The organism is Pseudomonas sp. S11P7 (assembly GCF_023195435.1).
Lineage (GTDB): Bacteria > Pseudomonadota > Gammaproteobacteria > Pseudomonadales > Pseudomonadaceae > Aquipseudomonas > Aquipseudomonas fluorescens_G.
Window position 1 is genome coordinate 894159 of record NZ_JALPKS020000002.1, and the last position, 21366, is coordinate 915524.

The following is a 21366-nucleotide window of genomic DNA, read 5'->3' on the forward strand; positions in this document are numbered from 1 at the left end:
GGTGGGTATGAGGTTTTGAATGATGACAATGAATGATGTTTTCAAAAGCCATTCAGTGCTTTCGTTTGCTGCTTTCAGACCTTCTGTGGCCCGTAAAATACGTGAGGAGAAGACCGTGATAAGCGAATCCGAAACCCTAGGAATGCCATCCTTTCGCTTGGATGGAAAAGTCGCTCTGATCACTGGCGCCGGTGGCGGAATTGGCGCGGGCGTCGCGTTAGCATTTAGTGCAGCAGGGGCAGATCTGATTTTAGTAGCAAGAACGCAGAGCAATCTCGATGAAGTGGCAAACTCCATCCGCAATCGGGGTGGCAACGTCAAGACGATGATTTGCGACGTCACGGATAGCGCTGCCATTAGATCGGTTATTCGCAGCATTCCGATACTCGATATTTTGGTGAACAACGCAGGGACTAACTATCCCGAACCAATCCTGGAAGTGAGTGACGAGCATTTGGATGCGATGCTCAATCTCAACGTGAAGGCGTGCTTTGTCACGGCGCAAGCAGCGGTCGAGAAGATGTTGGCAAACACTGGAAAGGACGTTGGTGTCATCATCAATGTCTCATCACAGATGGGACACGTGGGCTCACCGAATCGTACTGTTTACTGCATGACCAAGCATGCGATTGAAGGGCTGACAAAAGCCATGGCCGTCGAGCTGGCTGACCGTGGCATACGCGTGAATACCCTTTGTCCGACATTTGTGGATACGCCGATGGTTCGCAAAATCGTAGATACGCCGGAGAAGGAGGCTTTTCTGGTCTCGAAAATTCCAATGGGGCATATGGCCAAAATGGAAGACGTTGTGGGTGCCGCCCTTTACCTCGCAGGGCCATCAGCACGGATGGTTACTGGGACGTCGCTGAAAGTCGATGGGGGATGGACCGCTCAGTAATTCCCACTATTCAGTTACTGGGCGCTGGCTTGGTTTGCACGATGCGCCAGCGGCATGTCGAGCAGATCCAGCGCTCGCAATCGGTAGGCGCGCGGAGTGCACGCGGCCCAGCGCTTGAATGCTTTGGCGAAGGCGACGTCGGACCGGTATCCGACTTGTCGGGCAAGATCGGCCAGGCCGGGCGGATTCGCCGACGCAAGGCGCTGCGCGGCGATCTGCATGCGCCACGCCGTCAAATACTGGCCGAGCGGCTGTCCGACCACTCGCGAAAACGCCTCTGCGAGTCGTGAGCGTGACGTACCCAATTCAGAGGCTATGAGGGGAATCGTCCAAAAGCGTTCCGGTGCGGCATGGATCAACATCAGCGCACGTCCAATTTGGGGATGGCAGACGCCCAGCAGCCATCCGGTTGCCGTCGTATCCGCTTCGACAATGTAGCGGCGCAGCATCTGGACAAACAGGATTTCGCCCAACCGTCGCACAATCGCAGATGAGCCTGGCGCCGGCGTATCGAGCTCTGCCAGTAATGCCGAGGCTGTATGCTGAATCGAGTACGGCACGCCTCCATTATGGCCAGGGATAATGACCATCGGCGGCAACCCCTGTAGCAATGGAGACCCGCTAGATCCGTTCAACGCGAAGATTCCAGACAACAACTGCGTGCGTGCCCCGACATCGCCGAAAGCGACGCGAAGCGGCGATCGAGGTTCATTCGCATCGGGCATGGTTGCTGGGTGCCCGGAATGCGTTAACAGATCAGGAAACGCCATGCATGCTGTCGTTCGCCCACTTGCGAGACTGTGTGCGGCACCTGTCGGAAAAAAGACGCTATCACCTACCTCCAGTTGCCGAGCGTCAGCACCGGCACAGTGCAACCATGCCTCGCCCGCCTGGACAATGTGGAAAGGAATCCCACTTAACGCAGTCTTCTCGAAACCCCAAGGCGCAGCGAAATCACCGCAAAAGGTAAGCGTGCCTGATAACCGCACCGCATCCAATACCTGTGTTAACACATCCACGATTGCCTTCCGTTGGGCTCTTTGAACAAAAAACTGGGATTTTCCGGCATTGATACGCCGATTTTATCAAACGATGATAGCTGATCGCCAATCGAGGAGCGTCTCAATGATCGTCGTCACCACCCCATCGGGTCATATTGGGTCCAAGCTTGCCACCAAACTGATTGCCGATGGACAGCCTGTTCGGCTGTTGGCACGAGACCCTGAGAGGCTTGATTGCGCAGTTAAGTCAAAGACAGATATCGTCATAGGCTCAAGTGACGACCCGGCAGCTCTGGACGCAGCACTACAGGGTGCAGAGGCACTGTTTTGGGTGACGCCGCCGGGCCATATCAATGGGCGTTTCGAACCGCATTACGTTCGTTTTGCGCATGTCCTGACCGATGCTGTTCAGCGAAGCAATCTCGCGCGCCTCGTTGTAGTTTCCAGCGCTGGATACCCGGCCTATGGTGCCGGCCCTATTGGCGCTCTGCACCGTTCAGAAGACATTTATTCGGCGATTTCGACGCCCAAGGCTATTTTGCGGTGTGGCTCATTCGCCGAGAATTTTTTGCAATACCGACGGCAGGTCCTCGCTCAATCGGCGATAACCCTGCCGCGTCCTGTGGAACTGGCGATTCCGATTTGTACTGCGAGCGACGTGGCTGAAGTTGCGGCACAGTTACTGACTGGGCCCGCCTGGACAGGTACGACTTACCGGTTGATATATGGCCCCGAGGATCTGGACGGCAAGCAAATTGCCGACCGGTTCAGTGCGTTCCTTGGGCGGTCTGTCCGATGCCAGGAAGTATTGGAGAAGATCTTTTTCGAGGGGTTGCAGGGGCACGGCGTGCCGCCGAATCTTATTGACGATCTGTGCGCCATGCACCGCGCTATTCGTGAAGGCCTCTACCAACGCGAGGCGCGCACGCCGGCGTCGACGACACCTACGACATTCGCAACCTGGCTCGAAAAAAGCTTTTTATAGGTGCGATGCCTTCAATCCTTGAATGCCGTTACCACAGTGGCGACCGGCATTCCGGTGGTATCAATCCATCCCCCGCCCAATGTCTTGTAGAAAGTCACCAGGTTGGTAAAGCGTGACAACTGCGTGCTGATCAAACCCTATTGCGCGGTGTAGGGCCAAGAAGGGCGTCGTCGAACTTGCAGCATTCCTGACGTGCAGAATTGAGGCGGGAGAACTGCGGCTATGCGATCCCCAAGTCGCAGCCCGCCATTTGATGGCTTTGCTGAATTCGGAAACGGTCTCACTGTGTCTGCTGGGGGTCAAAAAGAAGCCTACGGCCACTTTTATCCGTCAGGCGGTGGAACGAGCGCTGGACACCTTTTTACTGGGCTATGCGCCTAGACCTTAAATCGCCCGTGGCTGACAGCGATCCCGGAGCAAGACCATCCTCATGCGAGACAGCTCCGGCACTGCCTATCGTGGCCCCCGGAACTTGAAACCGCCGTAGGTTGTAAGTCGGGGCGGAACGTCGTAGATAGTTTGAGTCGTGGAGAATGCTGAAGCCGTCACCGTCTTCGGCATTCTTCGTGGATCAGCGCGTATCTGATTTACGACGTTGAGCACTGAAGGCCATAAGAGCCCGATCACGCCATCCACGTCGAGCCTCAAGGTCATCGTGGCCGAGGTATTGCCGACGCTGGCCTTCCACTTCTTTGATTAACTCTGGACTCCAGTCATCCTGATGCGAGCGTGAATCGGCAATGCTGCGATACAGCGGGCCCAAGCGTTGGGCGTAGTCAGCGACGCCACCCACGGCATTCAAATCGATAGTTTCGAAGGGGCCCATGAACGACCAGCGCCACCCCAAACCGTCACGTATTGTTTTATCGATGTCTTCACATGTGGCGACACCATCTTCCACAAGCGACCAAGCCTCACGTAACAGTACAGCTTGGAGACGATTCAGAACGAATCCTTCAACTTCCTTGTGCACATGAACAACGCTTTGACCCACTGCTTCCATAAGAGCTGCAGTAAACTGGGTAACTGATGGGGAGGTGTCTGGCGATGGTACAACTTCGACCACCGGTACAAGATAAGGTGGGTTCACCGGATGAGCAATGATGACCCTGGAGGAGATATTCAAACCTGAAGCGAAGGCGGAGGCCGGAATCCCTGAACTGGAACTGCCGATAATCAAATCAGGCCCGGCGACGTCTTCAAGCGCAAGCATCAGCTCTCGCTTTACATCAGTGCGCTCAAGTATGGATTCTTGAACATAAGCTGCTCCGTCTACTGCTTCTGCAAGCGTGTCGCAAACTGTCAGACGGGCGAGTATTGCGTCTGTGGATTCAGCCAATAACCCGAACCCAGTTAGGTCAGCAATTTGTTTTTCGATCAGAGGTATCGACGCTTGGGAAATGGAGGGATTGGCATCATAGATTCGAACAGAGAGCCCTGCTCGAGCGAAGACTAATGCCCATCCGGCACCCACAAGGCCCGCTCCTACAATCGCAATAGGCCGGCCTTTGGTCAGGGATTCAAGTTCACGCATTGTTAGTCACCTTCGACATTTGTTGTTGGCCAAGGCAAATCTCCGTGATACGAAGACCTTGGGTGGTTATCCGTGAGGGGAAAACGTCCTTTAGACGCTCCTCATGAATCGGAATAAGACGTTTGGGTTCGTAATCGACGACCTTGAGCATTTCCTCCGTCGCCAGCACCAGATTGGTTTGACTGCCGACAGCGAGTCCGACGGGGGTTGTGTGCAAAGTCCCGCTCAGTTCGCCATCGACCACTTCAGGCTCGACAAGGAAGTTGTCATAGCTGTAAACAAGATCTCCCGCGAGCACCCATCCGTTCTGCGACTCTCTGGCGAGGTCGTTGCGCACATGCACCCACATTGATGCATAGGTGTGGCTGTCATAGGCTACGTGGAGGTCAATACCAGGTACGAGATCAGCCAAAGGGCCGTCAATGCATCTCAGGCGACCATCTTTAGCGAGGTTCACCGCACGTAGGACATCCGATGGATCGGTCGCGATCATCATCCACTGCTGACTCTTCGGCAAAGACATCACCCAGATCCATTTTGCGAGTTCTTTTTCTTGGATATAAAAAGTCGCGTTCGGGAAAGCGTCGGTATTACCTAGGTGGTCAAAGTGAGCATGCGTAAGGATGATGGTGTCGACTTCTTCGGGAGTGATGCCACAGTTGGGCAACACATCTGCAGGTGAATGCCAGTTTTGAACCCCGAATTTTCTCTCAAGATATCCTCCATAATCTTTGTTGTTATAGCCTACGTCGACCATGATGGTGCGACCGTTGCCTTTGATTACGACGTAGCAGTAAGGAAGCTTGCGAACACCTTGGTTGTGAGCTCCAAACACAATGCCGCTTACCGCGTAGTCCATCACATAGCTGTATTCGAGTACCCAAATTGAGTAAGCGTTGCCAGACATAGGTCACCTCTTGTTGTTATTTGGCACGAGTTAAATCGAGCTGCGATTTGTCAGTTCTGAAACGGGTGTGCAGCACGCGCAGCCCTGCCCAAAATCGATTGTTTGTAAGCGCACCACGGGATCAGCAGCGCATCGAAGAATCAAGCACGCCCCCTCAAGTCCATCAACCATTCTTGGTATTTCAATCCTGAGCCGTTCCGGTGATGCCACCGAATGACGGAGTGAGCGAGCAATGTCATCAACACGCTCTGCTGCGCGAGACAAATGGGCGAAATGCTTGGCTGCGATTGTAGGGGGACGGATCTTGGAAAGAGCACAGCGGCAGTCTTCAATTTGATCAAGTGGTGTCGCCGCGAGGTTGTAATAGACTTCGAAGCAGCTTCTCGCTTGTCCCAGGATCAGTAAGCCTGCTAGCTGCCCGATAATCCCGTTGATTTGGTCGTAATAGGTTCGGATCTGCGCGGAGTAGAACACCCACTCATCCGTGCGCATGCCGACGCCTACTTCATCGGGCGGCGTCGGCTCGACATCGTCGAATGCTTGCTCTGTAATTCCAAAGCGAGTCGAAGTCAGTAGTAACGTCATTTTTGTTCTCCCACTGAGCCTGAACCCGAGGGTTCAGGCTCAGGTACGGCTATTTAGCGTCGAACGACTCTATTTTGGTCAGCTGGTATAAATTGGCGGGCGCATCACATTTGGCGCAGTTGATTCCTGGTTCGTTCGCAGCCGCTCGAACTGCGTCTTCAGGTAACGCTTGAATACTGGCGCCGGGCGTTGGAATTCCATCGGTTGCTGACTGGAGCGAAATCTCAGGAAGCAGCACTTGGTCGAAGACTTCGGCGACGAACGAGTCCGGCACTTTTCCTTCGGCGAGGGTGTTGCAGTCTGAGGTGACTTTGTCACCTTTGCAGATGACGACCTTATCTGCAGGAACCCATGGCAAGGCGTATTCGATGTTGTGAACCTTCATCTCCCGCTTGCCTTGCAACTGCTCCATCAGCAGTTTGAACGCAAACCCCGCAGCAGCTGGAGGCGAGCCAGAGGACACACCGCTCAGGCCCTTGGCCTTGTACTCAGGATTTGCAAGTCCGAGCCGAAAACCATTGGAGTTTTCGCCAGTCATTGGTACAAGCTTGTGGTTCGCCGCGATCAACGCCTTCAGCGCGCCATTCTCGCCAGCCTGGGCCCAGATACCATCAACATCGGGGTGTGCAGCCAAGGCCTTAGCTGTCTCCTGTTGGGTGGTTCTATCATCCCAATAGCCATAATATTCGGCGACAACCTGAATGCCGGGATAGGCCATGAAGACCTTCATGGCGCCGTCATAGTGGCGTTTGTCTACCGAGTTACCTGGAACTCCGCGACTCAGGAAGATCTTCCCTTTTCCGTGGAGTTCATTCACCAACGCTTGAGCCGTGTTCTCACCAAAACCAGCAGTGATGTAGCTGACGTTATAGGCGCAGGGTTCGGTAACGGTCGAGTCGTACATGTAGAACAGCACGCCTTTCTCGCACCCTCTTTTGATGGTGCGATTTAACGCGGTAGGCGACACAGGGAAGCTGACAACTCCATCAGCGCCGGCAGCGATCATGCTTTCATATGCCGATATTTGCGCCTGCACGTCAGTGCCCGAGATAACTTCCCGAAGCTCCACCATCTTGTCGTATGGAGGCGTTTTAGCCAGGGCCTTGACCAGGTTTGCCGCTTCCGATTGCCACGCGTTGCCGCTATAACTCAGGCTTAAGTAGATCACGTAGTGATCTTTTGGAGTCGCGCTTACTGCACTCGGAGCTGCGCATAGCGCCAAAGGTGCTACTACACACGCAAGCAGTGCCACCATTTTTTTATGCAGCCGGGAGGCTTGGAACTCAAATGCTCTATTCATTTTTTATGCGCCTTTTGTTGTTGTAAGTAGCTATGAATTTCAATCGAAAAAGCGAGTTAGTTTTTGTTTTTTCGACGTTTCAACGAGCGTAAGTAGTCCATCGCTCCCTCATGCTGAAGCAGAATGGCAAAGAGGATGATTGCCCCAGAGATGACGGTTCTCCACCCTTGGGAGAAACCCAGACTCGAGATGATCATGTCCAATATGGTAAGCAGCAGTGCGCCTGCGAGCGTGCCGATGAAACTACCTCGACCTCCGCTGATGGACGATCCCCCGATCACAACGGCGGCCACCGATGGCAGTAAGTAGGGCTCACCCATCCGCAGCGTTGCACCATTCGAATAGCCCACCAGAAGCATTCCGGTGATCCCCGCAAGTAGTGCGCAGAGACCGTAGGTCATGATGGTCAGTTTGACCGTATGGAGACCTGCAAATTTAGCGGCCATTGGGTTCGACCCTAACGCATAAAGCCGAGTACCAAATCGAGTGCGTGACTGCACGGTGAATGCAATGATAGCCCCTACCACTGTGAAGATTACGATCACCGGAATGCCAAGTGCACGGGCACTCATCAGCCAGGTTAACGCCTTGGGCGAAACACCATCAGGTGAGCCGCCAGTAGCCCCCAAGCAGAGGCTGTAGATGATGATGCCCATCGCTAGGGTCATGATGAATGCGGGGATTTTGAAGACCGCAACGCCAAGCCCATTTATTGCACCGACCCCAGCGCATACAGCGAGAACTACAATGCCTTTCCATAATCCGCCGTCTGCACCGACCCAGACAGCGGTCAGAACTCCTCCTAGCGTGATTACTGATGGAATAGAGAGATCTAATCCGCCAATCAGCACTACTAGCCCTTGGCCGAAAGCGACCACCACCAGGAAGGAGCAAAGGATAAGAATGGTCTCCAACTGTTGGAATCCACCGGCGTTTGGATTGATCCATTTTGCAGCGAAGAGCGCCACCACACAGAGCAGGAAGACGGCGGCAATGTTTAAGGTTTCCCGCGAAATGCGTGAAGATTTTCGAGTGTCTGTAGTGACTTCATTCACGGGTAAGGCCTGCACGTTCTTGGTTGAGTTAATCCGAGCACTGGTCATCTCAAACCCTCCTGGCGCCAAACCATTCGGTAGCATTCATGAGCCCTACGGCAATGATCATGACGATGCCTTGCAGTAGACCGATGTAAAAAGACTGAACGCCAATGGAAAACAGAAGCTTCTGCAGAAGCATGAGACTGGCAGCGCCAATGATGCTGCCGGTGAGTCCACCTTTACCTCCGCGAAACGACGTCCCGCCAAGTGCTATTGCGGCGAAGGTGAGAAGGAGAAGAGAGTTGCCTGCAGTAGGGTTACCGGTGGCGGTTTGCGCAGAAAGCATGTAGCCGCTAAGCCCATACAGCGCCCCTGCGATGACGAATGCAACGCAGCGGGTTCGCTGTACCTTGATGCCTGAAAGAGAGGCTGCATGTTCGTCTTGACCAACCGCATACAAGGAAATACCGAAATCCGTTTTACGGACAATGGCCCATAACGCGATAACCACTAGAAGCACCAGGCCAGATACTGGGATTCCAGCAACTGTGTCCGTTAATGTCTCACTCAGCCAGTCAGGAACGTATCCGCCAGGAGCGTCGAGAATTACCAGAGCAAGTCCCCCGTCATGATCATTGTCGCCAAAGTAACGGCGATGGATTGAAAACCCCCATAGGCGACTAAGACACCATTGAGTAGTCCTATTAGACCGCCGATGGTTAATGCGATGCAGAGACTTACTGCTGCCCCTGAGGCACCATCTAGTGAGTAGCTAGCAAGAATCACGTTGACCAAAGAAATGACGCCGGCAACTGAAAGGTCGAAACCTCGTAGCAAAATGATGAGTGTTCCGCCGGCGGCGGCAATGGCCAAAGGAGAGGCGTTGTTTACGAGATCACTGAATGCAGAAACACTCAATGCGCTGTGCTCGACGCTTGCATATGCCAGGAACAGCAATGCGTAGAGCAATGCTGCCGTGCCAGCACCACTCTTGGTTATTGATGTAAAGGAGAGGGCGGACTTCTTCATACTGCCTCTCCTGCCGTATGCCGATGATGCCCAGTCGCAGCAGCAACCAGATTCCTCTCTTCAATCGACTGATCTTCGAACTCAGCGGCTATCCGACCCTCGTAGATTACCAAGCAGCGGTCGCTCAACCGGACAAGTTCGGCAAGCTCAGAGGAGTAGAGCAGGACGCTGCCACCCTTGCGAGCGAAGTCCTCAATGGCGAGATACAGAGCTTGTTTGGTACCTACATCGACGCCACGAGTTGGATCGAAGAGTAGAAGGGTGTTGGCGCCAGTGAGCAATACTCGGCCAAGGAGAGCTTTTTGTTGATTTCCTCCGGAAAGATCTTTGATTTGAAAGTCTAGATATCGGTCTTGCAGATCAACCTGGCCAGCTACTTCCTTGGCGAGCTTCCTTTCGTTTTTGCGGTTCGTGAGCCCGAAAAGTCCTATTTGATTCAATGCCGAAATCGCCATGTTCGAGCGCACAGCCAAGTCACCAAAAATCCCTTGGGTTTTACGCTCCTCGGGTAGAAGAGCGACTTGGATTCCAGCGGCAAGGGCTGCTGAAGGTGAATTGATAGTGACCTTTTTTCCTTCTACCTCGATGTTTCCGGTTCGTTTGGGAATCAGGCCATAAAGCGCATGGAAAAGATCACATTGCCCTTGGCCATCTAATCCCGCCAGCCCCACGATCTGACCTGGGTGAAGACTCAAGCTTAGATCTTTTACGATCCCCGCATTTAGCCCATCGACTCGAAACCGGGGCGTCGGAGAGGCATTATTTTGCTTGCTCAACGATGACCGCTTCGGCGCCAAGGCCATTCGCTGGCCGACCATCATTTCGAATATTTGTGAGTCGTCGGTGTTACCAAGATCGGTTGTTCCGATGCTGCAACCGCTTCGAAGAACAGTCGCACGACCACAGAGTTGGCGAATCTCGTTCAAACGATGAGAGATGTACAAGACGGCTGTGCCCTTAACTGTCTCTTTGCGAATCAGATCAAACAGCCAGTCTGTCGAGGGAAGCACAGCCGTCGGCTCATCCAAGATCAGCAATGAAGGTGAATGGCTTAAAGCGCGAACGATCTCAAGTCGTTGCCGATCAGCAAGCGAAAGGTCACTTACCAATGTCATCGGATCGAGTTCGGAAAGACCAAATTTGAGGAGTGTTACTACTGCGGCCGCACAGTTTTCTGCTCTGGAATTTAGTCCCGACCAACCTTTGGTGAGCGTCGGCAACGACAAGTTCTCTGCAACCGTCAAATTGGAGAGCAAGCTCAGCTCTTGGAAAGCTGTTGTTACGCCTACCGAGCGGGCTTGCAGAATCGTGCGGGGAGAATAGTTTTGTCCGGCAAAAAGCATCGAACCTTCATTGGGGAAAACGACGCCAGTCAGAATCTTAACCAGTGTCGACTTTCCGGCTCCGTTCTCTCCAAGCAGGGCATGTACTTCCCTGGTTGGATATCGAAGCTGACTCCGCCGAGCGCATTGGTCGGCCCGTAGGATTTGCGCAGGCCGTCAACCTGCAAGATCGGTTTTTCTGGGTGTGCGGACGCATGCATCTTCATCACCTGCTTTTATTTTTATTTTTCGTCCTGGCAAGCGCTCGTCGGTAAAAAATAACGTGCGGCTAGCCAGTTCGGGCTGCGCTCAATACCTAGAATTGGCGGTATTGCATACGCATGCAACCGAGTCTATGACCAAGCTCTTCAGATCGTCAAGAGAAATTAGGAGAGGAGGTTTTTAGCCGACGAATGCGCGTCGCGGGGCGACGAAGGGTTAGGGTGGAAGCAGCTTGTAGAGAACTGGAGCTTGGAGGACAGTCGATATCAGAAGTCGCCCGTCGCTGTGGTTATCACAGCGTGGATGTCCTAAGGAATGCGTTTGTGGACGTCTTGGGGTGAGCCCAACGGAGTACGCACAACGCTTCTCTCGAGATGGCGAATTGACTTAACAATTTACGCTCCTAAAATTTTCGCATTTTAACGAAAATGCAAGTCCGCATGAGTAATCGCAAGATTTGCCCACCTATTTTCATTCGACCTGGCCAGCCATTTTCTTCGAATTTGCCCCGTACGATTCAACTGCCTTGCCATTACCGCCCGAGTCGATTACATGAGCGCAGGATGACGGTGTCGATCCATACTTCGCTGATGAACGCAAGGGTGGCGCTGCAGTGCTGATGGATACCTACCGGCGGAAAATATCCGAATATATCCTGCTGACTATAATTTATAGCCAACAGGATATATACCGATATTCGCCAAATCTGCACGCCTTCTATCGGGACCGATTTGCTGCCCATCAGGCAGAAAATATGTAGGTCTGTAAGCGTCCAGCCAACTCACTTTGCCTGAATATGCCCGGTGCGCGTAAGCAATATCGCTGGCCAGTCCACTCGACAATAGAAACTTCAGCGGGACGCTGTTGGCATTGTAGAGCATATGGATTTTGGTGGTCAGGCCGCCCCGGCTGCGCCCGAGCGCTGGTCTTGCGGTTCTTCAGGCCCCTTTTTCCCAGCACCAGAAGAGGCTCGGGTTGCTCGTACGGCTGTGGAGTCAATCATCAGGTTTCCAGATCGATTAACCCTTGCCCGTTGAGCTTGATGTGAAGGCGCTTGAGCATCTGGTCAAACGATCCGCGATTGCGCCAATCACGAAAGCGCTGATAAACCGTCGACCAGGGGCCGAAGCGCTCAGGCATATCGCGCCAGGCAGCGCCAGAGCAGAGCACCTAAATGACGCCGTTGAGCATCAAACGATCATCTGTTCGTGGGCGCCCGCTACGGCGTGGCTCATAGAAGATATCTGCAACCAAATCCCAGGCTGCGTCGGGGGAGTTCGTACCGTTTGGCCATCGTGGTCTCCTTCCTTTGATGGTCGCGGACTTTACTGAGTCTCAACGCCCGTGGAATTCAAATTGGTTTCGGCTGATTTCGTACAGAACCTAGTTCTTTGTCTAAGGTAAGACCGTTATCAGATACGAATATCATCCGAGAAAACAGCGTGCAGCCACCGCAATGAATCTTTGAGATTCATTTCAACATAAAGCTGCTCCGCAGCCTTAAAACTATTATGCATCTTATCGTGTTCGCCCTTCGCTTTATAAGCGAACGCCAGGTTGGCGAATATAGTTGCTCTGGTTTTAGGAAAGTTTCCACCTTCTATAAGAAGCGCTTTCTCTAAGTAATTTTGAGCAGAGTCAAATTTGTTATCGTGGTTATCCACGGACCCAAGATTCGTTAGCGCGGTACATTGTCCGTGTATATCTTTAAGCTCAACAGCCATCTCATAGGCCTTCATGCCGAACTCACGAGCACGACCGTAATCTTTCACTGCTTGATAAGCGTTCGCTAGATTCCCATAGTTGCGATATAGAGCTTGAGAGTCACCCATGGAACGCGCTAGATCGATGCCCTGTCTGTAAAAGTCACGCGCTTTGGCAGGCTCTTTTGTGTATTTGTAAAGAATTCCCAGATTTGTTAGCAGATTTGATTTTAATGAACGATAAATTTTGAGTGTTGCCTCATCCTCAGAAATCAGCATCTCTTCCTCTAGGAGGTCGCGAGCTTCATATAAGTAGGTGCGAGCGTTATCATACCGTTGCATATTTATATAACAGCTGCCCAGGCCGTTTAAGTTTTTGATTGCGCCTAACAAGTCGCTTGAGTTGCGCGCAATTGAAATTGATTGTTTGAAATGTTCGGCTGATTGATCGTAGTGGCCCATTTTCTTATATATAAAGCCTAAGTTTCCTAAGAAGCCTGCACGGTCGCGCATGCTCAATTCTGGATCTTTAAGCCACTCTTTGTATATCAATACCGCCTTTGCAAGCTGGCCTTGCCGCATAAGTCCTATAGCGTAAAGATTCGCTTTGGCGGCGCTCCTTGGTTCCAAACTAATTGCACGTGAATAGTACGTATCCGCTTTATCCGACTTCAATAAAGAATATAGACTTGCGATATCGTAAAAATTTTGAGCCGCCACCGTCGTGTATGATGCTGCATATTCGTCAAGTAGCCGCTGCGCCTCTTTAGCTTCATTTTTCTCAATTAAAAGTATTACTCTAGCTTTGATTTGCTCACCTTCTCCGAAGGATCGCTCCAATAATCGGCTACTCTCATCACTTGCTAAGTCAGCCCCAAAGGCTGCTTTAGAGGTTTTCCGAAATCCAATTTTTACCTGGCCAGTCCCCGAAGCTTTTGACGACAACAGCATGAACTGCTTCGAGAAGCTCTGGCCCTGTAGAGCTATTGCTAGCGAAACTCAATACCGTGTCATAGTCCCAGATATTTTCTTCAAAGAACCTGACCCCTGGGCAATCAGTATTAATCGTGTAGCTTTTCTGCTTTGACTGCAGCAAAAAAATTATTAGTTCATCAATGCTTGACCTGAGTGAGCTTTTCAAAAGCTTCTTTATAGTTGAGTTAACCTTGCTGCTTGTTTTGTCTGAAGAAACTTGAACGCCGACTCTAACTTCGCTATCAAGGAGGTCAATAGCTGCTATGTTAGACGCCTTGTTATTCACATTTTTTAGCTTCCATCCATGGAGGGCATTTAAAATCGAGGCTACAAAGTCTTCACTGTGCACGTGAGCATCGTATCGGCCACGCCTACCACTATTGGCGACAATATAATCTAACACGCCGAAATAAGCTTCGAGCTCTGAAATCAATCGCTTCCGTTCTAACATAGTCACTCCTTAGGTAAAATATATGCGTCGCGCCAACCCATCTTGCGTGACCAAGGCTGACGCCACGATGTGATAGCAGTAACTTAACCTCACTGGCCCGTTGCGTGGACAACCGCGTCAGCATGTCTTTGAGATAGGCATACGGATCGTGCCCATTGTTACGCACCGGCTGGATTAAACTCAAGATTGAAGTCGAGTGCTTGCCACTATGAAGCGACCCGGCAACGAGCTGCTTCTTCTGCCCGAGAGACATTATCTTCGTGATCCTGGCCGTCCTCGCTGAACAGATCCTGAGTTCGCCGCTCCCGCAGAGGTCAAGCCTATGCTTGCAAGAAGCTATCCTCGCGCAGGTGCGGTTCATAGCGCTTCCTCTCATGGGGAGTGCTATGACCCTAGTGTTGCTTGTAGGATGCAAAACTGACGCGCTTCAGTATCCATCCTCGGTGAAGCAGCGGCATATTCACAGACCTCGTTAGTAACGGTCTCGACTTAGACTATTCCAGTTATTTTCATCGCTGCCTCCTCCAAGAACTCTGACTTTTTGCTTTCAAACAGGCTCCAAAGAGGAATGCTGGCTAGCTATTATTGTATCCACTAGGCGAATCAAGAGTCGTGTCCATTTCTGGTCATGATTAATAAAATAGCGTAGAGAGCTGCATTCAAATGGCTAGGCCGGTCGAGTGACTTATAATCTTTGCTAGTTTTTTCAACGAAGTATACTGGGTATAGGGGGAGTCAACTCTGAAGAAAGGTTCGCCAAAAATTAGCCTGATTTCACTTTGCTTCGCGTGCATCCACAGACCAATTTCATCGTGTCTGGACCTCTTTTAACATCATCGAATATAGTCGTGTGAGTACTTCAGTAGCTTTACCAACTAGCGAGATTTCGTTGAGTTCGTGTTCGCCCACACCCTGATCGATCGTGTTCACATGAATCACCGTTTTGCGCAACCCAAACGCGATATCAGGCAGCTCCGAGGCCGGGGTGACGATCCCCGATGTGCCAACGGAAACCAGAACGTCGCAATCTTTAATCAATAACATCGCTGACTTCCAGGCGCCTTTGGGGAGGTCTTCTCCGTACCAGACCACTCCAGGACGCAACTTTCCATTACACTTCTTACACCTAGGTGGCTCGATCAGGGCACCGAAATCGGTCACGTGTACGTTATCAGACGACAGGGCGGCGGGCCGGTGGCACGCAAAGCATTTCGGTGTAGCCAAACTGCCATGTAGATGGAGTACTTCTTCCGAGCCCGCTTTTTCGTGCAAGTCGTCAATGTTTTGCGTAATGATGGAGACCTTAAGTCCCAAAGCAGCCATCTGGTGTAGAGCGATATGACCTTCGTTGGGTTTCGCTCTTGCGACTTGCTGTCGACGCCACAGATACCATCCCCATACTAGTTGAGGATTCTCGCGAAATGCGTTGGCTGTTTCCAAATACTTTGGATTATGCCCTGCCCATAGTCCGGTGAGTCCGTCTCGATACGTGGGAATTCCGCTTTCCTGTGACATGCCTGCGCCTGTTGAGACAACGATTTTTTTGGCTTCTATAAGGGCCTTTACCGCTTGCTCGTAATCCGTCATTAATTTTTTCATGGCTGCTAATTGAGTTTTAATGGTTTGAGATTTATTGCTTGCTCTAATTTACCTGTAATCCTATTTTTGGCTTTTGGATGCAGCGACTGTTCCGAGGGGGAGAGGCAATGTTTTTTAAAATGACTCTTTGATCGGGAGATGTCGCTTCAACAGCATCTGAAAGTAGATATCTATAAGAGTGCAAAAATGTTTTGTATGTTATGTATGTGGGGCGGCCCTCTATCTTCTTATCAATGACAGCCTCTACAAACTCCTCTACGATCCAACCGCGTCCGCTTGCAACGTCAGGAGGAAATAATATTGATATCTTCTCAATTCCAAGATTCTTATGGTTTAAATTTTTTGCCGAGAAATCTCGCATCCTAAAATAGTTATCCATGATCGAGACGCTATGATTTGCACCCGTTGAGTTTAGGTGCCAATGAAAGATCATGAATAGCGGGTGCGTCCCCGTATGCTCGAATCGATCTAGAGCGATTTGGCCATCCAAATACTTTGAGATGTCTTGACCCTCAAGCCCTGACTCGTCCACGACCGCGATCATCAATTCAGGCAAATCCAGATTCCTTAATCAGCGAAATATTCACAGTATACTGTGAAGACGATTGCAGCGCGCTACCTCACAGTGCCCTTCTGACAGGAGGGGTGAGTGGATATCGCAGTTGCATTTGGTAAGGTCTTGCGTGAGGCGAGATTAAGTCAGAAGGTTACGCAAGAGGCATTAGCTGCCCAAGCTGGGTTGCAGCGCAACTATGTGAGTCTTATGGAGCGAGGCCATCACCAACCGACATTAGCTACCATTTTCTCTCTGGCAGCAGCACTCAATAGTTCCCCGTTGGACTTGGTGAGGTCGACGATGGAAAAAATATCGGCTTCCGAATAGCATTTAATTAACAAATCTTAGCTTTTTCACCTAACTTATTTCCCCTCAAGCTCCGGCAATAAATCAGGATGCTGGGTGCGTGCGTCCCTTCGTCAACTCACCTATACGAAAGAAACGCCGAGTCGATCGCTTTCGCTTCGTTTGATATTTTGGCGTTGCTGCGCCTTTTAGTATCAGTAGATAGCCGCAACTCAGTCATTCAGCGCTTTGTTGCGGCTATTTCAGTCAAAGCTCTAGCCCGATCCGAAAACCTGAGAAAATCAGGCTTAAACGAATCGGAAGCTGCCGTGCTAAGTCATCTTGACAACGTATCAATACTTCGTGATAAGTGGGGGCGAGACTATTAGTCCCAGCTCAAAGCACCACCGGTTTGGTACTCAATCACGCGAGTCTCGAAGAAATTCTTCTCTTTCTTCAAGTCCATAATCTCGCTCATCCAAGGGAACGGGTTAGTCGTCCCTGGATATTCCTCTTTCAAACCAATCTGGCTCAAACGACGGTTCGCGATGAACTTCAGATAGTCCTCCATCATCGCCGCGTTCATACCCAGCACGCCACGAGGCATGGTGTCGCGAGCGTATTCGATCTCCAGCTGCGTACCCTGCAGAATCATCTGCGTCGCTTCTTCCTTCATTTCGGCATCCCACAAATGTGGGTTTTCGATTTTGATCTGGTTGATCACGTCGATGCCGAAGTTCAGGTGCATGGATTCGTCGCGCAGGATGTATTGGAACTGCTCGGCGACGCCGGTCATTTTGTTGCGGCGGCCCATGGAGAGGATTTGGGTGAAGCCGCAGTAGAAGAAGATGCCTTCCAGCACGCAGTAGTAGGCGATCAGGTTGCGCAGCAACTCTTTGTCGGTGTCCGGGGTGCCGGTTTCGAACTTCGGATCGGAGATCGAGCGGGTGTATTTCAGGCCCCAGGCGGCTTTTTTCGCGACCGATGGGATCTCGTGGTACATGTTGAAGATTTCGCCTTCATCCATGGCCAGCGATTCGATGCAGTACTGGTAGGCGTGGGTGTGGATCGCCTCTTCGAAGGCCTGGCGCAGGATGTACTGGCGGCATTCCGGGTTGGTGATCAGGCGGTACACGGCCAGGACCAGGTTGTTGGCCACCAGGGAGTCGGCGGTGGAGAAGAAGCCGAGGTTGCGCATGACGATGCGGCGCTCGTCGTCGGTCAGGCCTTCCGGGTTTTTCCAGAGGGCGATGTCGGCGGTCATGTTGACTTCTTGCGGCATCCAGTGGTTTGCGCAACCGTCCAGATACTTCTGCCAGGCCCAGTCGTACTTGAATGGCACGAGCTGGTTGAGGTCGGCGCGGCAGTTGATCATGCGCTTTTCGTCGACGGCGACACGGGCGGCGGCGCCTTCGAGTTCGGCGAGGCCTTCGGCGACGTCGAGGGAGTTCAGTGCAGCCTTGGCGCGGGCCACGGCGGCCGAGTCGTCGGCGGTCACGGCGCGGGCTTCGAGGGCGGCGGCACCGCCGGCGTTGTCGAGGCGGTCCATGTTGGCTTCGGAAGCGTGGCCGGCGTTGGCGCCTTTACCGGTTGCTACTTCACTGTCTTCTTTGTCGAATTCGTCCCAGCTCAGCATGACGTGTCGTCTCCTGCGTGAGGGCTTGTGCCCGTGTGAAACCTGATGGGTTGGTTTTTCACACGGCCAAACAAGCCGCGTTGGATGTCGTTTTTTGCAGCGATGCACGCAGGCAAATAAACAGAAATTTTGACGGGTTCCGAGAGCCTCTGATGGGCGCAGCCAGTGTCGAGCACGGTTGCGGGGCTTCAGAATGGCACTTGCTCCCTGTAAGGGAATATTGCTGACCCGTATGGGGCGGCATTATAGGGAAAAAACACGGCTGTGCTGAGGCGAATCCGCGCAGGAAGCGGTCGAGGAGGGTGGTTTTTCGGTGAGAGTGAGGGTTTACAGGGCTTTGCCGGGGGAAGATTTTTTTCGTAAAAATCACGGCATTGTGGATTTGTTCAAAAAACGAACAAAAAAACACGTTTTTCACTACATCTAGTGTTTTGCAAGCCTTTTTGCCGACCTCAGACACAACTGAGCCCGACCGAAGTCGGGCTGGAATCGGGCCTCAGATCTGTGCTGAGCGATCCAATTCGGTGCAGTCTGATTCAGTTCGTGCAGCCGTTGCCCATGATGCTGTAACGCAGGATGTGGCGTTGACCTTTGGAGTCGTCGTATTCCATTTTTGCCGGGACCACTTCACAGACATTCGGGATTTCGCTCATCGAGACAACTTTGGCGATGTCCAGGTGAGTGGAGTAAGTGTATTCCTCGATCACCGGTTGTTGCTGTGCCACATCTGTCGTGGCCTCGTCGGCCATGGCGGTTGCGCACAGGCTGCTGAGGACCAGGAACATTAAAGCTTTCATCTGCTGTTTACCTTTTTGAGGTCGAAAGGGGTCACGCAACCTTTTTGGGATTGCGTGTGTAACTTCAGTTTTTGATCTTTACTGCGAGAGCTGGATTAACGGCCTTCGTGGGGGCTGTAACGTTGTTAATCGCGTTTGCCGTGTTGGCGGAGTGAATTTTAAGGAGATGGGCCGAGGGTAAACAGAGCGGGTTTTGATAAACACTTTTGGCAGATTTGGTAACAATCGGCGGCGGGCAGATTGTCTGACACACCGTGGTGTTTGCATCGCTCGCAGGCAAGCTCCCACAGGGATTGCGTGTGGCTCGAAAGGGTATTTCAAGTCAGCAGATGTGGATGTCTGGATGTTTTGTAGGGGCTTGTTACTACCATCGTCGAATGGTTCTATGGGGCCCACCCGGCTACAACAGGGTCATACAAAAACAACTATTACACCGAGGTAGGAAAGATGAGTGCGGCTTCTCTGTATCCCGTTCGTCCCGAGGTTCTGGCCAATACGCTGACTGACGAGGCGACCTACAAAGCCATGTACCAACAGTCGGTCGTCAACCCTGACGGCTTCTGGCGCGAGCAAGCCCAGCGTCTGGACTGGATCAAGCCTTTCACCACGGTGAAACAGACGTCGTTCGACGATCACCACGTTGATATCAAGTGGTTTGCCGACGGCACCCTCAACGTTTCCTACAACTGTCTCGACCGTCATCTGGCCGAGCGCGGCGATCAGGTGGCAATCATCTGGGAAGGCGATGATCCTTCCGAAAGCCGCAACATCACCTATCGCGAACTGCACGAGCAAGTGTGCAAACTGGCCAACGCCCTGCGCGGTCAGGACGTGCACCGTGGCGACGTGGTGACCATTTACATGCCGATGATTCCCGAAGCCGTGGTCGCCATGCTGGCCTGTACCCGGATCGGCGCGATTCACTCGGTGGTATTCGGCGGCTTCTCGCCGGAAGCCCTGGCCGGTCGCATCATCGACTGCCGTTCGAAAGTGGTGATCACCGCCGACGAAGGTATTCGTGCCGGCAAGAAGATTTCCCTCAAGGCCAACGTCGACGACGCGCTGACCAACCCGGAAACCAGCAGCATTCAGAAAGTCATCGTCTGCAAGCGCACCGGTGGCGACATCAAGTGGAACCAGCATCGCGACATCTGGTACGAAGACCTGATGAAAGTCGCGGGCACTGTTTGCGCGCCGAAAGAGATGGGCGCCGAAGAAGCGCTGTTCATCCTTTATACCTCCGGCTCGACCGGCAAGCCGAAAGGCGTGCAGCACACCACCGGCGGTTATCTGCTGTACGCGGCGATGACCCACGAGCGTGTGTTCGATTACCGCCCGGGCGAAATCTACTGGTGCACCGCCGACGTCGGCTGGGTCACCGGTCACAGCTACATCGTCTACGGCCCGCTGGCCAATGGCGCGACCACGCTGCTGTTCGAAGGCGTGCCGAACTACCCGGACATCACCCGGGTGGCGAAGATCGTCGACAAGCACAAGGTCAACATCCTCTACACCGCGCCGACCGCGATCCGCGCGATGATGGCGTCGGGTCAGGCGGCCGTTGAAGGTGCCGATGGCAGCAGCCTGCGTCTGCTCGGTTCGGTCGGTGAGCCGATCAACCCGGAAGCCTGGGACTGGTACTACAAGAATGTCGGCAAGTCGCGTTGCCCGATCGTCGATACCTGGTGGCAGACCGAAACCGGCGGCAACATGATGAGCCCGCTGCCGGGCGCGCATGCGCTGAAACCGGGTTCGGCGGCGCGTCCGTTCTTCGGTGTGGTACCGGCGCTGGTCGACAACCTCGGTAACATCATCGAGGGCGAGGCCGAGGGCAATCTGGTGATTCTCGATTCGTGGCCGGGTCAGGCGCGCACGCTGTACGGTGATCACGATCGTTTCGTCGATACCTACTTCAAGACGTTCCGTGGCATGTATTTCACCGGTGACGGCGCACGTCGCGATGCCGATGGTTACTACTGGATCACCGGGCGCGTGGATGACGTGCTCAACGTCTCCGGTCACCGCATGGGCACGGCCGAGATCGAGAGCGCGATGGTCGCGCACCCGAAAGTCGCCGAGGCGGCGGTGGTCGGTGTGCCGCATGACATCAAGGGCCAGGGCATTTATGTCTATGTGACCTTGAAGAATGGCGAGGAGCCGACCGAACAACTGCGTCTGGAACTGAAGAACTGGGTGCGCAAGGAGATCGGGCCGATCGCTTCGCCGGACGTGATCCAGTGGGCGCCGGGGCTGCCGAAGACCCGCTCGGGCAAGATCATGCGGCGGATTCTGCGCAAGATTGCCACGGCGGAATACGATGGCTTGGGCGATATCTCGACCCTGGCCGATCCGGGTGTTGTGCAGCATTTGATTGATACGCACAAGACCATGAATGTTGCTTAAGTAGCAGGTTGATGTGCTGAAAAGCCCTGTTCGGTGTATGCCGGACAGGGCTTTTTTGTGTCTGCTGGTTTTGTGGTGGTTGGGCTGGCCTCATCGCGAGCAGGCTCACTCCTACAGATGATCGTTCCCACGCTCCGCGTG

Annotated in this window: 20 protein-coding genes and 3 pseudogenes; 6 read left to right on the forward strand and 17 right to left on the reverse strand. The window is 52.8% G+C overall.

Annotation, left to right across the window (positions count from 1 at the left end; translation table 11 throughout):
• The first annotated feature begins 19 nt into the window (after positions 1-19).
• Positions 20-898 (forward strand): SDR family NAD(P)-dependent oxidoreductase, encoded by an 879-nt coding sequence (locus tag M0746_RS04125; RefSeq protein WP_258448296.1) that lies wholly within the window; start codon positions 20-22, stop codon positions 896-898.
• 14 nt (positions 899-912) lie between these two features.
• Here M0746_RS04125 and M0746_RS29135 read toward each other — a convergent pair whose 3' ends face one another.
• Entirely contained in the window at positions 913-1917 is a 1005-nt protein-coding gene (locus M0746_RS29135; protein WP_342454957.1) for an AraC family transcriptional regulator, read from the reverse strand.
• A 106-nt stretch (positions 1918-2023) separates the two neighbouring features.
• Here M0746_RS29135 and M0746_RS04135 point away from each other — a divergent pair, with 106 nt between their 5' ends.
• Together M0746_RS04135 and M0746_RS29390 are read left to right on the forward strand one after the other, a co-directional pair.
• Positions 2024-2884: an NmrA family NAD(P)-binding protein gene (locus tag M0746_RS04135; protein ID WP_258448297.1), complete on the forward strand. Its 861-nt coding sequence runs from the start codon at positions 2024-2026 to the stop codon at positions 2882-2884.
• A gap of 139 nt (positions 2885-3023) precedes the next feature.
• Positions 3024-3272 (forward strand): TetR/AcrR family transcriptional regulator C-terminal domain-containing protein, encoded by a 249-nt coding sequence (locus M0746_RS29390; RefSeq protein WP_446731314.1) that lies wholly within the window; start codon positions 3024-3026, stop codon positions 3270-3272.
• 183 nt (positions 3273-3455) lie between these two features.
• On the opposite strand, the gene M0746_RS04140 is transcribed toward M0746_RS29390, so the two are convergent.
• From M0746_RS04140 to M0746_RS29140, 8 genes are all read right to left on the reverse strand, one after another.
• The gene (locus M0746_RS04140) at positions 3456-4418 is read right to left on the reverse strand and encodes a 3-hydroxyacyl-CoA dehydrogenase (RefSeq protein WP_258448298.1); all 963 of its coding nucleotides are present in this window, start codon (positions 4416-4418) and stop codon (positions 3456-3458) included.
• The gene (locus tag M0746_RS04145) at positions 4411-5325 is read right to left on the reverse strand and encodes an N-acyl homoserine lactonase family protein (protein ID WP_258448299.1); all 915 of its coding nucleotides are present in this window, start codon (positions 5323-5325) and stop codon (positions 4411-4413) included. The genes M0746_RS04140 and M0746_RS04145 overlap by 8 nt, the downstream gene beginning before the upstream one ends.
• A 30-nt stretch (positions 5326-5355) precedes the next feature.
• Positions 5356-5910, reverse strand: coding sequence for a hypothetical protein (locus tag M0746_RS04150; protein ID WP_258448300.1), 555 nt, complete (start codon positions 5908-5910; stop codon positions 5356-5358).
• A gap of 49 nt (positions 5911-5959) precedes the next feature.
• Complete coding sequence (locus tag M0746_RS04155) at positions 5960-7210, reverse strand: sugar ABC transporter substrate-binding protein (protein ID WP_258448301.1); 1251 nt, start codon at positions 7208-7210, stop codon at positions 5960-5962.
• 56 nt (positions 7211-7266) lie between these two features.
• Positions 7267-8313 carry an ABC transporter permease gene (locus tag M0746_RS04160; RefSeq protein ID WP_258448302.1) on the reverse strand — a complete coding sequence of 349 codons (1047 nt, stop codon included), beginning with the start codon at positions 8311-8313 and terminating at the stop codon, positions 7267-7269.
• Between the two features lies 1 nt (position 8314).
• The gene (locus M0746_RS04165) at positions 8315-8767 is read right to left on the reverse strand and encodes an ABC transporter permease (RefSeq protein ID WP_258448303.1); all 453 of its coding nucleotides are present in this window, start codon (positions 8765-8767) and stop codon (positions 8315-8317) included.
• Between the two features lie 86 nt (positions 8768-8853).
• A complete protein-coding gene (locus tag M0746_RS04170) occupies positions 8854-9276 on the reverse strand; it encodes a hypothetical protein (protein WP_258448304.1) in 423 nt (140 codons plus the stop codon).
• Positions 9273-10763: a sugar ABC transporter ATP-binding protein gene (locus M0746_RS29140; RefSeq protein ID WP_258451429.1), complete on the reverse strand. Its 1491-nt coding sequence runs from the start codon at positions 10761-10763 to the stop codon at positions 9273-9275. Before M0746_RS29140 ends, M0746_RS04170 begins: the two co-directional genes overlap by 4 nt.
• 272 nt (positions 10764-11035) lie before the next feature.
• Between M0746_RS29140 and M0746_RS04180 the strand changes: the two are divergent.
• A pseudogene (locus tag M0746_RS04180) lies at positions 11036-11211 on the forward strand (helix-turn-helix domain-containing protein); the annotation flags it as partial.
• 415 nt (positions 11212-11626) lie between these two features.
• On the opposite strand, the pseudogene M0746_RS04185 reads toward M0746_RS04180, so the two are convergent.
• The 6 genes and pseudogenes from M0746_RS04185 to M0746_RS04210 all read right to left on the reverse strand — a co-directional run.
• Positions 11627-12114 (reverse strand): annotated as a pseudogene (locus M0746_RS04185) (IS5 family transposase); the annotation flags it as partial.
• Between the two features lie 118 nt (positions 12115-12232).
• Positions 12233-13474, reverse strand: a complete 1242-nt coding sequence (locus M0746_RS04190) for a tetratricopeptide repeat protein (RefSeq protein WP_258448305.1) — start codon at positions 13472-13474, stop codon at positions 12233-12235.
• On the reverse strand, positions 13410-13949 hold the full coding sequence (locus tag M0746_RS04195) for an SMEK domain-containing protein (RefSeq protein WP_258448306.1): 540 nt from the start codon (positions 13947-13949) through the stop codon (positions 13410-13412). The genes M0746_RS04190 and M0746_RS04195 overlap by 65 nt, the downstream gene beginning before the upstream one ends.
• Positions 13950-14007: 58 nt before the next feature.
• Positions 14008-14199: pseudogene (locus M0746_RS04200) on the reverse strand (transposase domain-containing protein); the annotation flags it as partial.
• Between the two features lie 557 nt (positions 14200-14756).
• Entirely contained in the window at positions 14757-15536 is a 780-nt protein-coding gene (locus M0746_RS04205; protein ID WP_258448307.1) for an SIR2 family NAD-dependent protein deacylase, read from the reverse strand.
• Between the two features lie 55 nt (positions 15537-15591).
• Complete coding sequence (locus tag M0746_RS04210) at positions 15592-16104, reverse strand: hypothetical protein (RefSeq protein WP_258448308.1); 513 nt, start codon at positions 16102-16104, stop codon at positions 15592-15594.
• A 93-nt stretch (positions 16105-16197) separates the two neighbouring features.
• On the opposite strand from M0746_RS04210, the gene M0746_RS04215 reads away from it, so the two are divergent.
• Positions 16198-16431, forward strand: a complete 234-nt coding sequence (locus tag M0746_RS04215; RefSeq protein ID WP_236379588.1) for a helix-turn-helix domain-containing protein — start codon at positions 16198-16200, stop codon at positions 16429-16431.
• Between the two features lie 343 nt (positions 16432-16774).
• Here M0746_RS04215 and M0746_RS04220 read toward each other — a convergent pair whose 3' ends face one another.
• Positions 16775-18025, reverse strand: a complete 1251-nt coding sequence (locus M0746_RS04220) for a ribonucleotide-diphosphate reductase subunit beta (RefSeq protein ID WP_258448309.1) — start codon at positions 18023-18025, stop codon at positions 16775-16777.
• Positions 18026-18561: 536 nt separating this feature from the next.
• Positions 18562-18822: a DUF2790 domain-containing protein gene (locus M0746_RS04225; protein WP_258448310.1), complete on the reverse strand. Its 261-nt coding sequence runs from the start codon at positions 18820-18822 to the stop codon at positions 18562-18564.
• A 447-nt stretch (positions 18823-19269) separates the two neighbouring features.
• Between M0746_RS04225 and acs the strand changes: the two genes are divergently transcribed.
• The gene (acs, locus tag M0746_RS04230; RefSeq protein ID WP_090285423.1) at positions 19270-21225 is read left to right on the forward strand and encodes an acetate--CoA ligase; all 1956 of its coding nucleotides are present in this window, start codon (positions 19270-19272) and stop codon (positions 21223-21225) included.
• Positions 21226-21366 lie beyond the last annotated feature (141 nt).

Bases quoted from the DNA above. Each gene is read 5' to 3' on its own strand.
- M0746_RS04125 (WP_258448296.1), top strand. From the start codon at position 20: ATGATGACAATGAATGATGTTTTCAAAAGCCATTCAGTGCTTTCGTTT.
- M0746_RS04135 (WP_258448297.1), top strand. From the start codon at position 2,024: ATGATCGTCGTCACCACCCCATCGGGTCATATTGGGTCCAAGCTTGCC.
- M0746_RS04140 (WP_258448298.1), bottom strand. From the start codon at position 4,418: ATGCGTGAACTTGAATCCCTGACCAAAGGCCGGCCTATTGCGATTGTA.
- M0746_RS04145 (WP_258448299.1), bottom strand. From the start codon at position 5,325: ATGTCTGGCAACGCTTACTCAATTTGGGTACTCGAATACAGCTATGTG.
- M0746_RS04150 (WP_258448300.1), bottom strand. From the start codon at position 5,910: ATGACGTTACTACTGACTTCGACTCGCTTTGGAATTACAGAGCAAGCA.
- M0746_RS04155 (WP_258448301.1), bottom strand. From the start codon at position 7,210: ATGAATAGAGCATTTGAGTTCCAAGCCTCCCGGCTGCATAAAAAAATG.
- M0746_RS04160 (WP_258448302.1), bottom strand. From the start codon at position 8,313: ATGACCAGTGCTCGGATTAACTCAACCAAGAACGTGCAGGCCTTACCC.
- M0746_RS04170 (WP_258448304.1), bottom strand. From the start codon at position 9,276: ATGAAGAAGTCCGCCCTCTCCTTTACATCAATAACCAAGAGTGGTGCT.
- M0746_RS04190 (WP_258448305.1), bottom strand. From the start codon at position 13,474: ATGCTGTTGTCGTCAAAAGCTTCGGGGACTGGCCAGGTAAAAATTGGA.
- M0746_RS04195 (WP_258448306.1), bottom strand. From the start codon at position 13,949: ATGTTAGAACGGAAGCGATTGATTTCAGAGCTCGAAGCTTATTTCGGC.
- M0746_RS04205 (WP_258448307.1), bottom strand. From the start codon at position 15,536: ATGACGGATTACGAGCAAGCGGTAAAGGCCCTTATAGAAGCCAAAAAA.
- M0746_RS04220 (WP_258448309.1), bottom strand. From the start codon at position 18,025: ATGCTGAGCTGGGACGAATTCGACAAAGAAGACAGTGAAGTAGCAACC.
- M0746_RS04225 (WP_258448310.1), bottom strand. From the start codon at position 18,822: ATGAAAGCTTTAATGTTCCTGGTCCTCAGCAGCCTGTGCGCAACCGCC.
- acs (WP_090285423.1), top strand. From the start codon at position 19,270: ATGAGTGCGGCTTCTCTGTATCCCGTTCGTCCCGAGGTTCTGGCCAAT.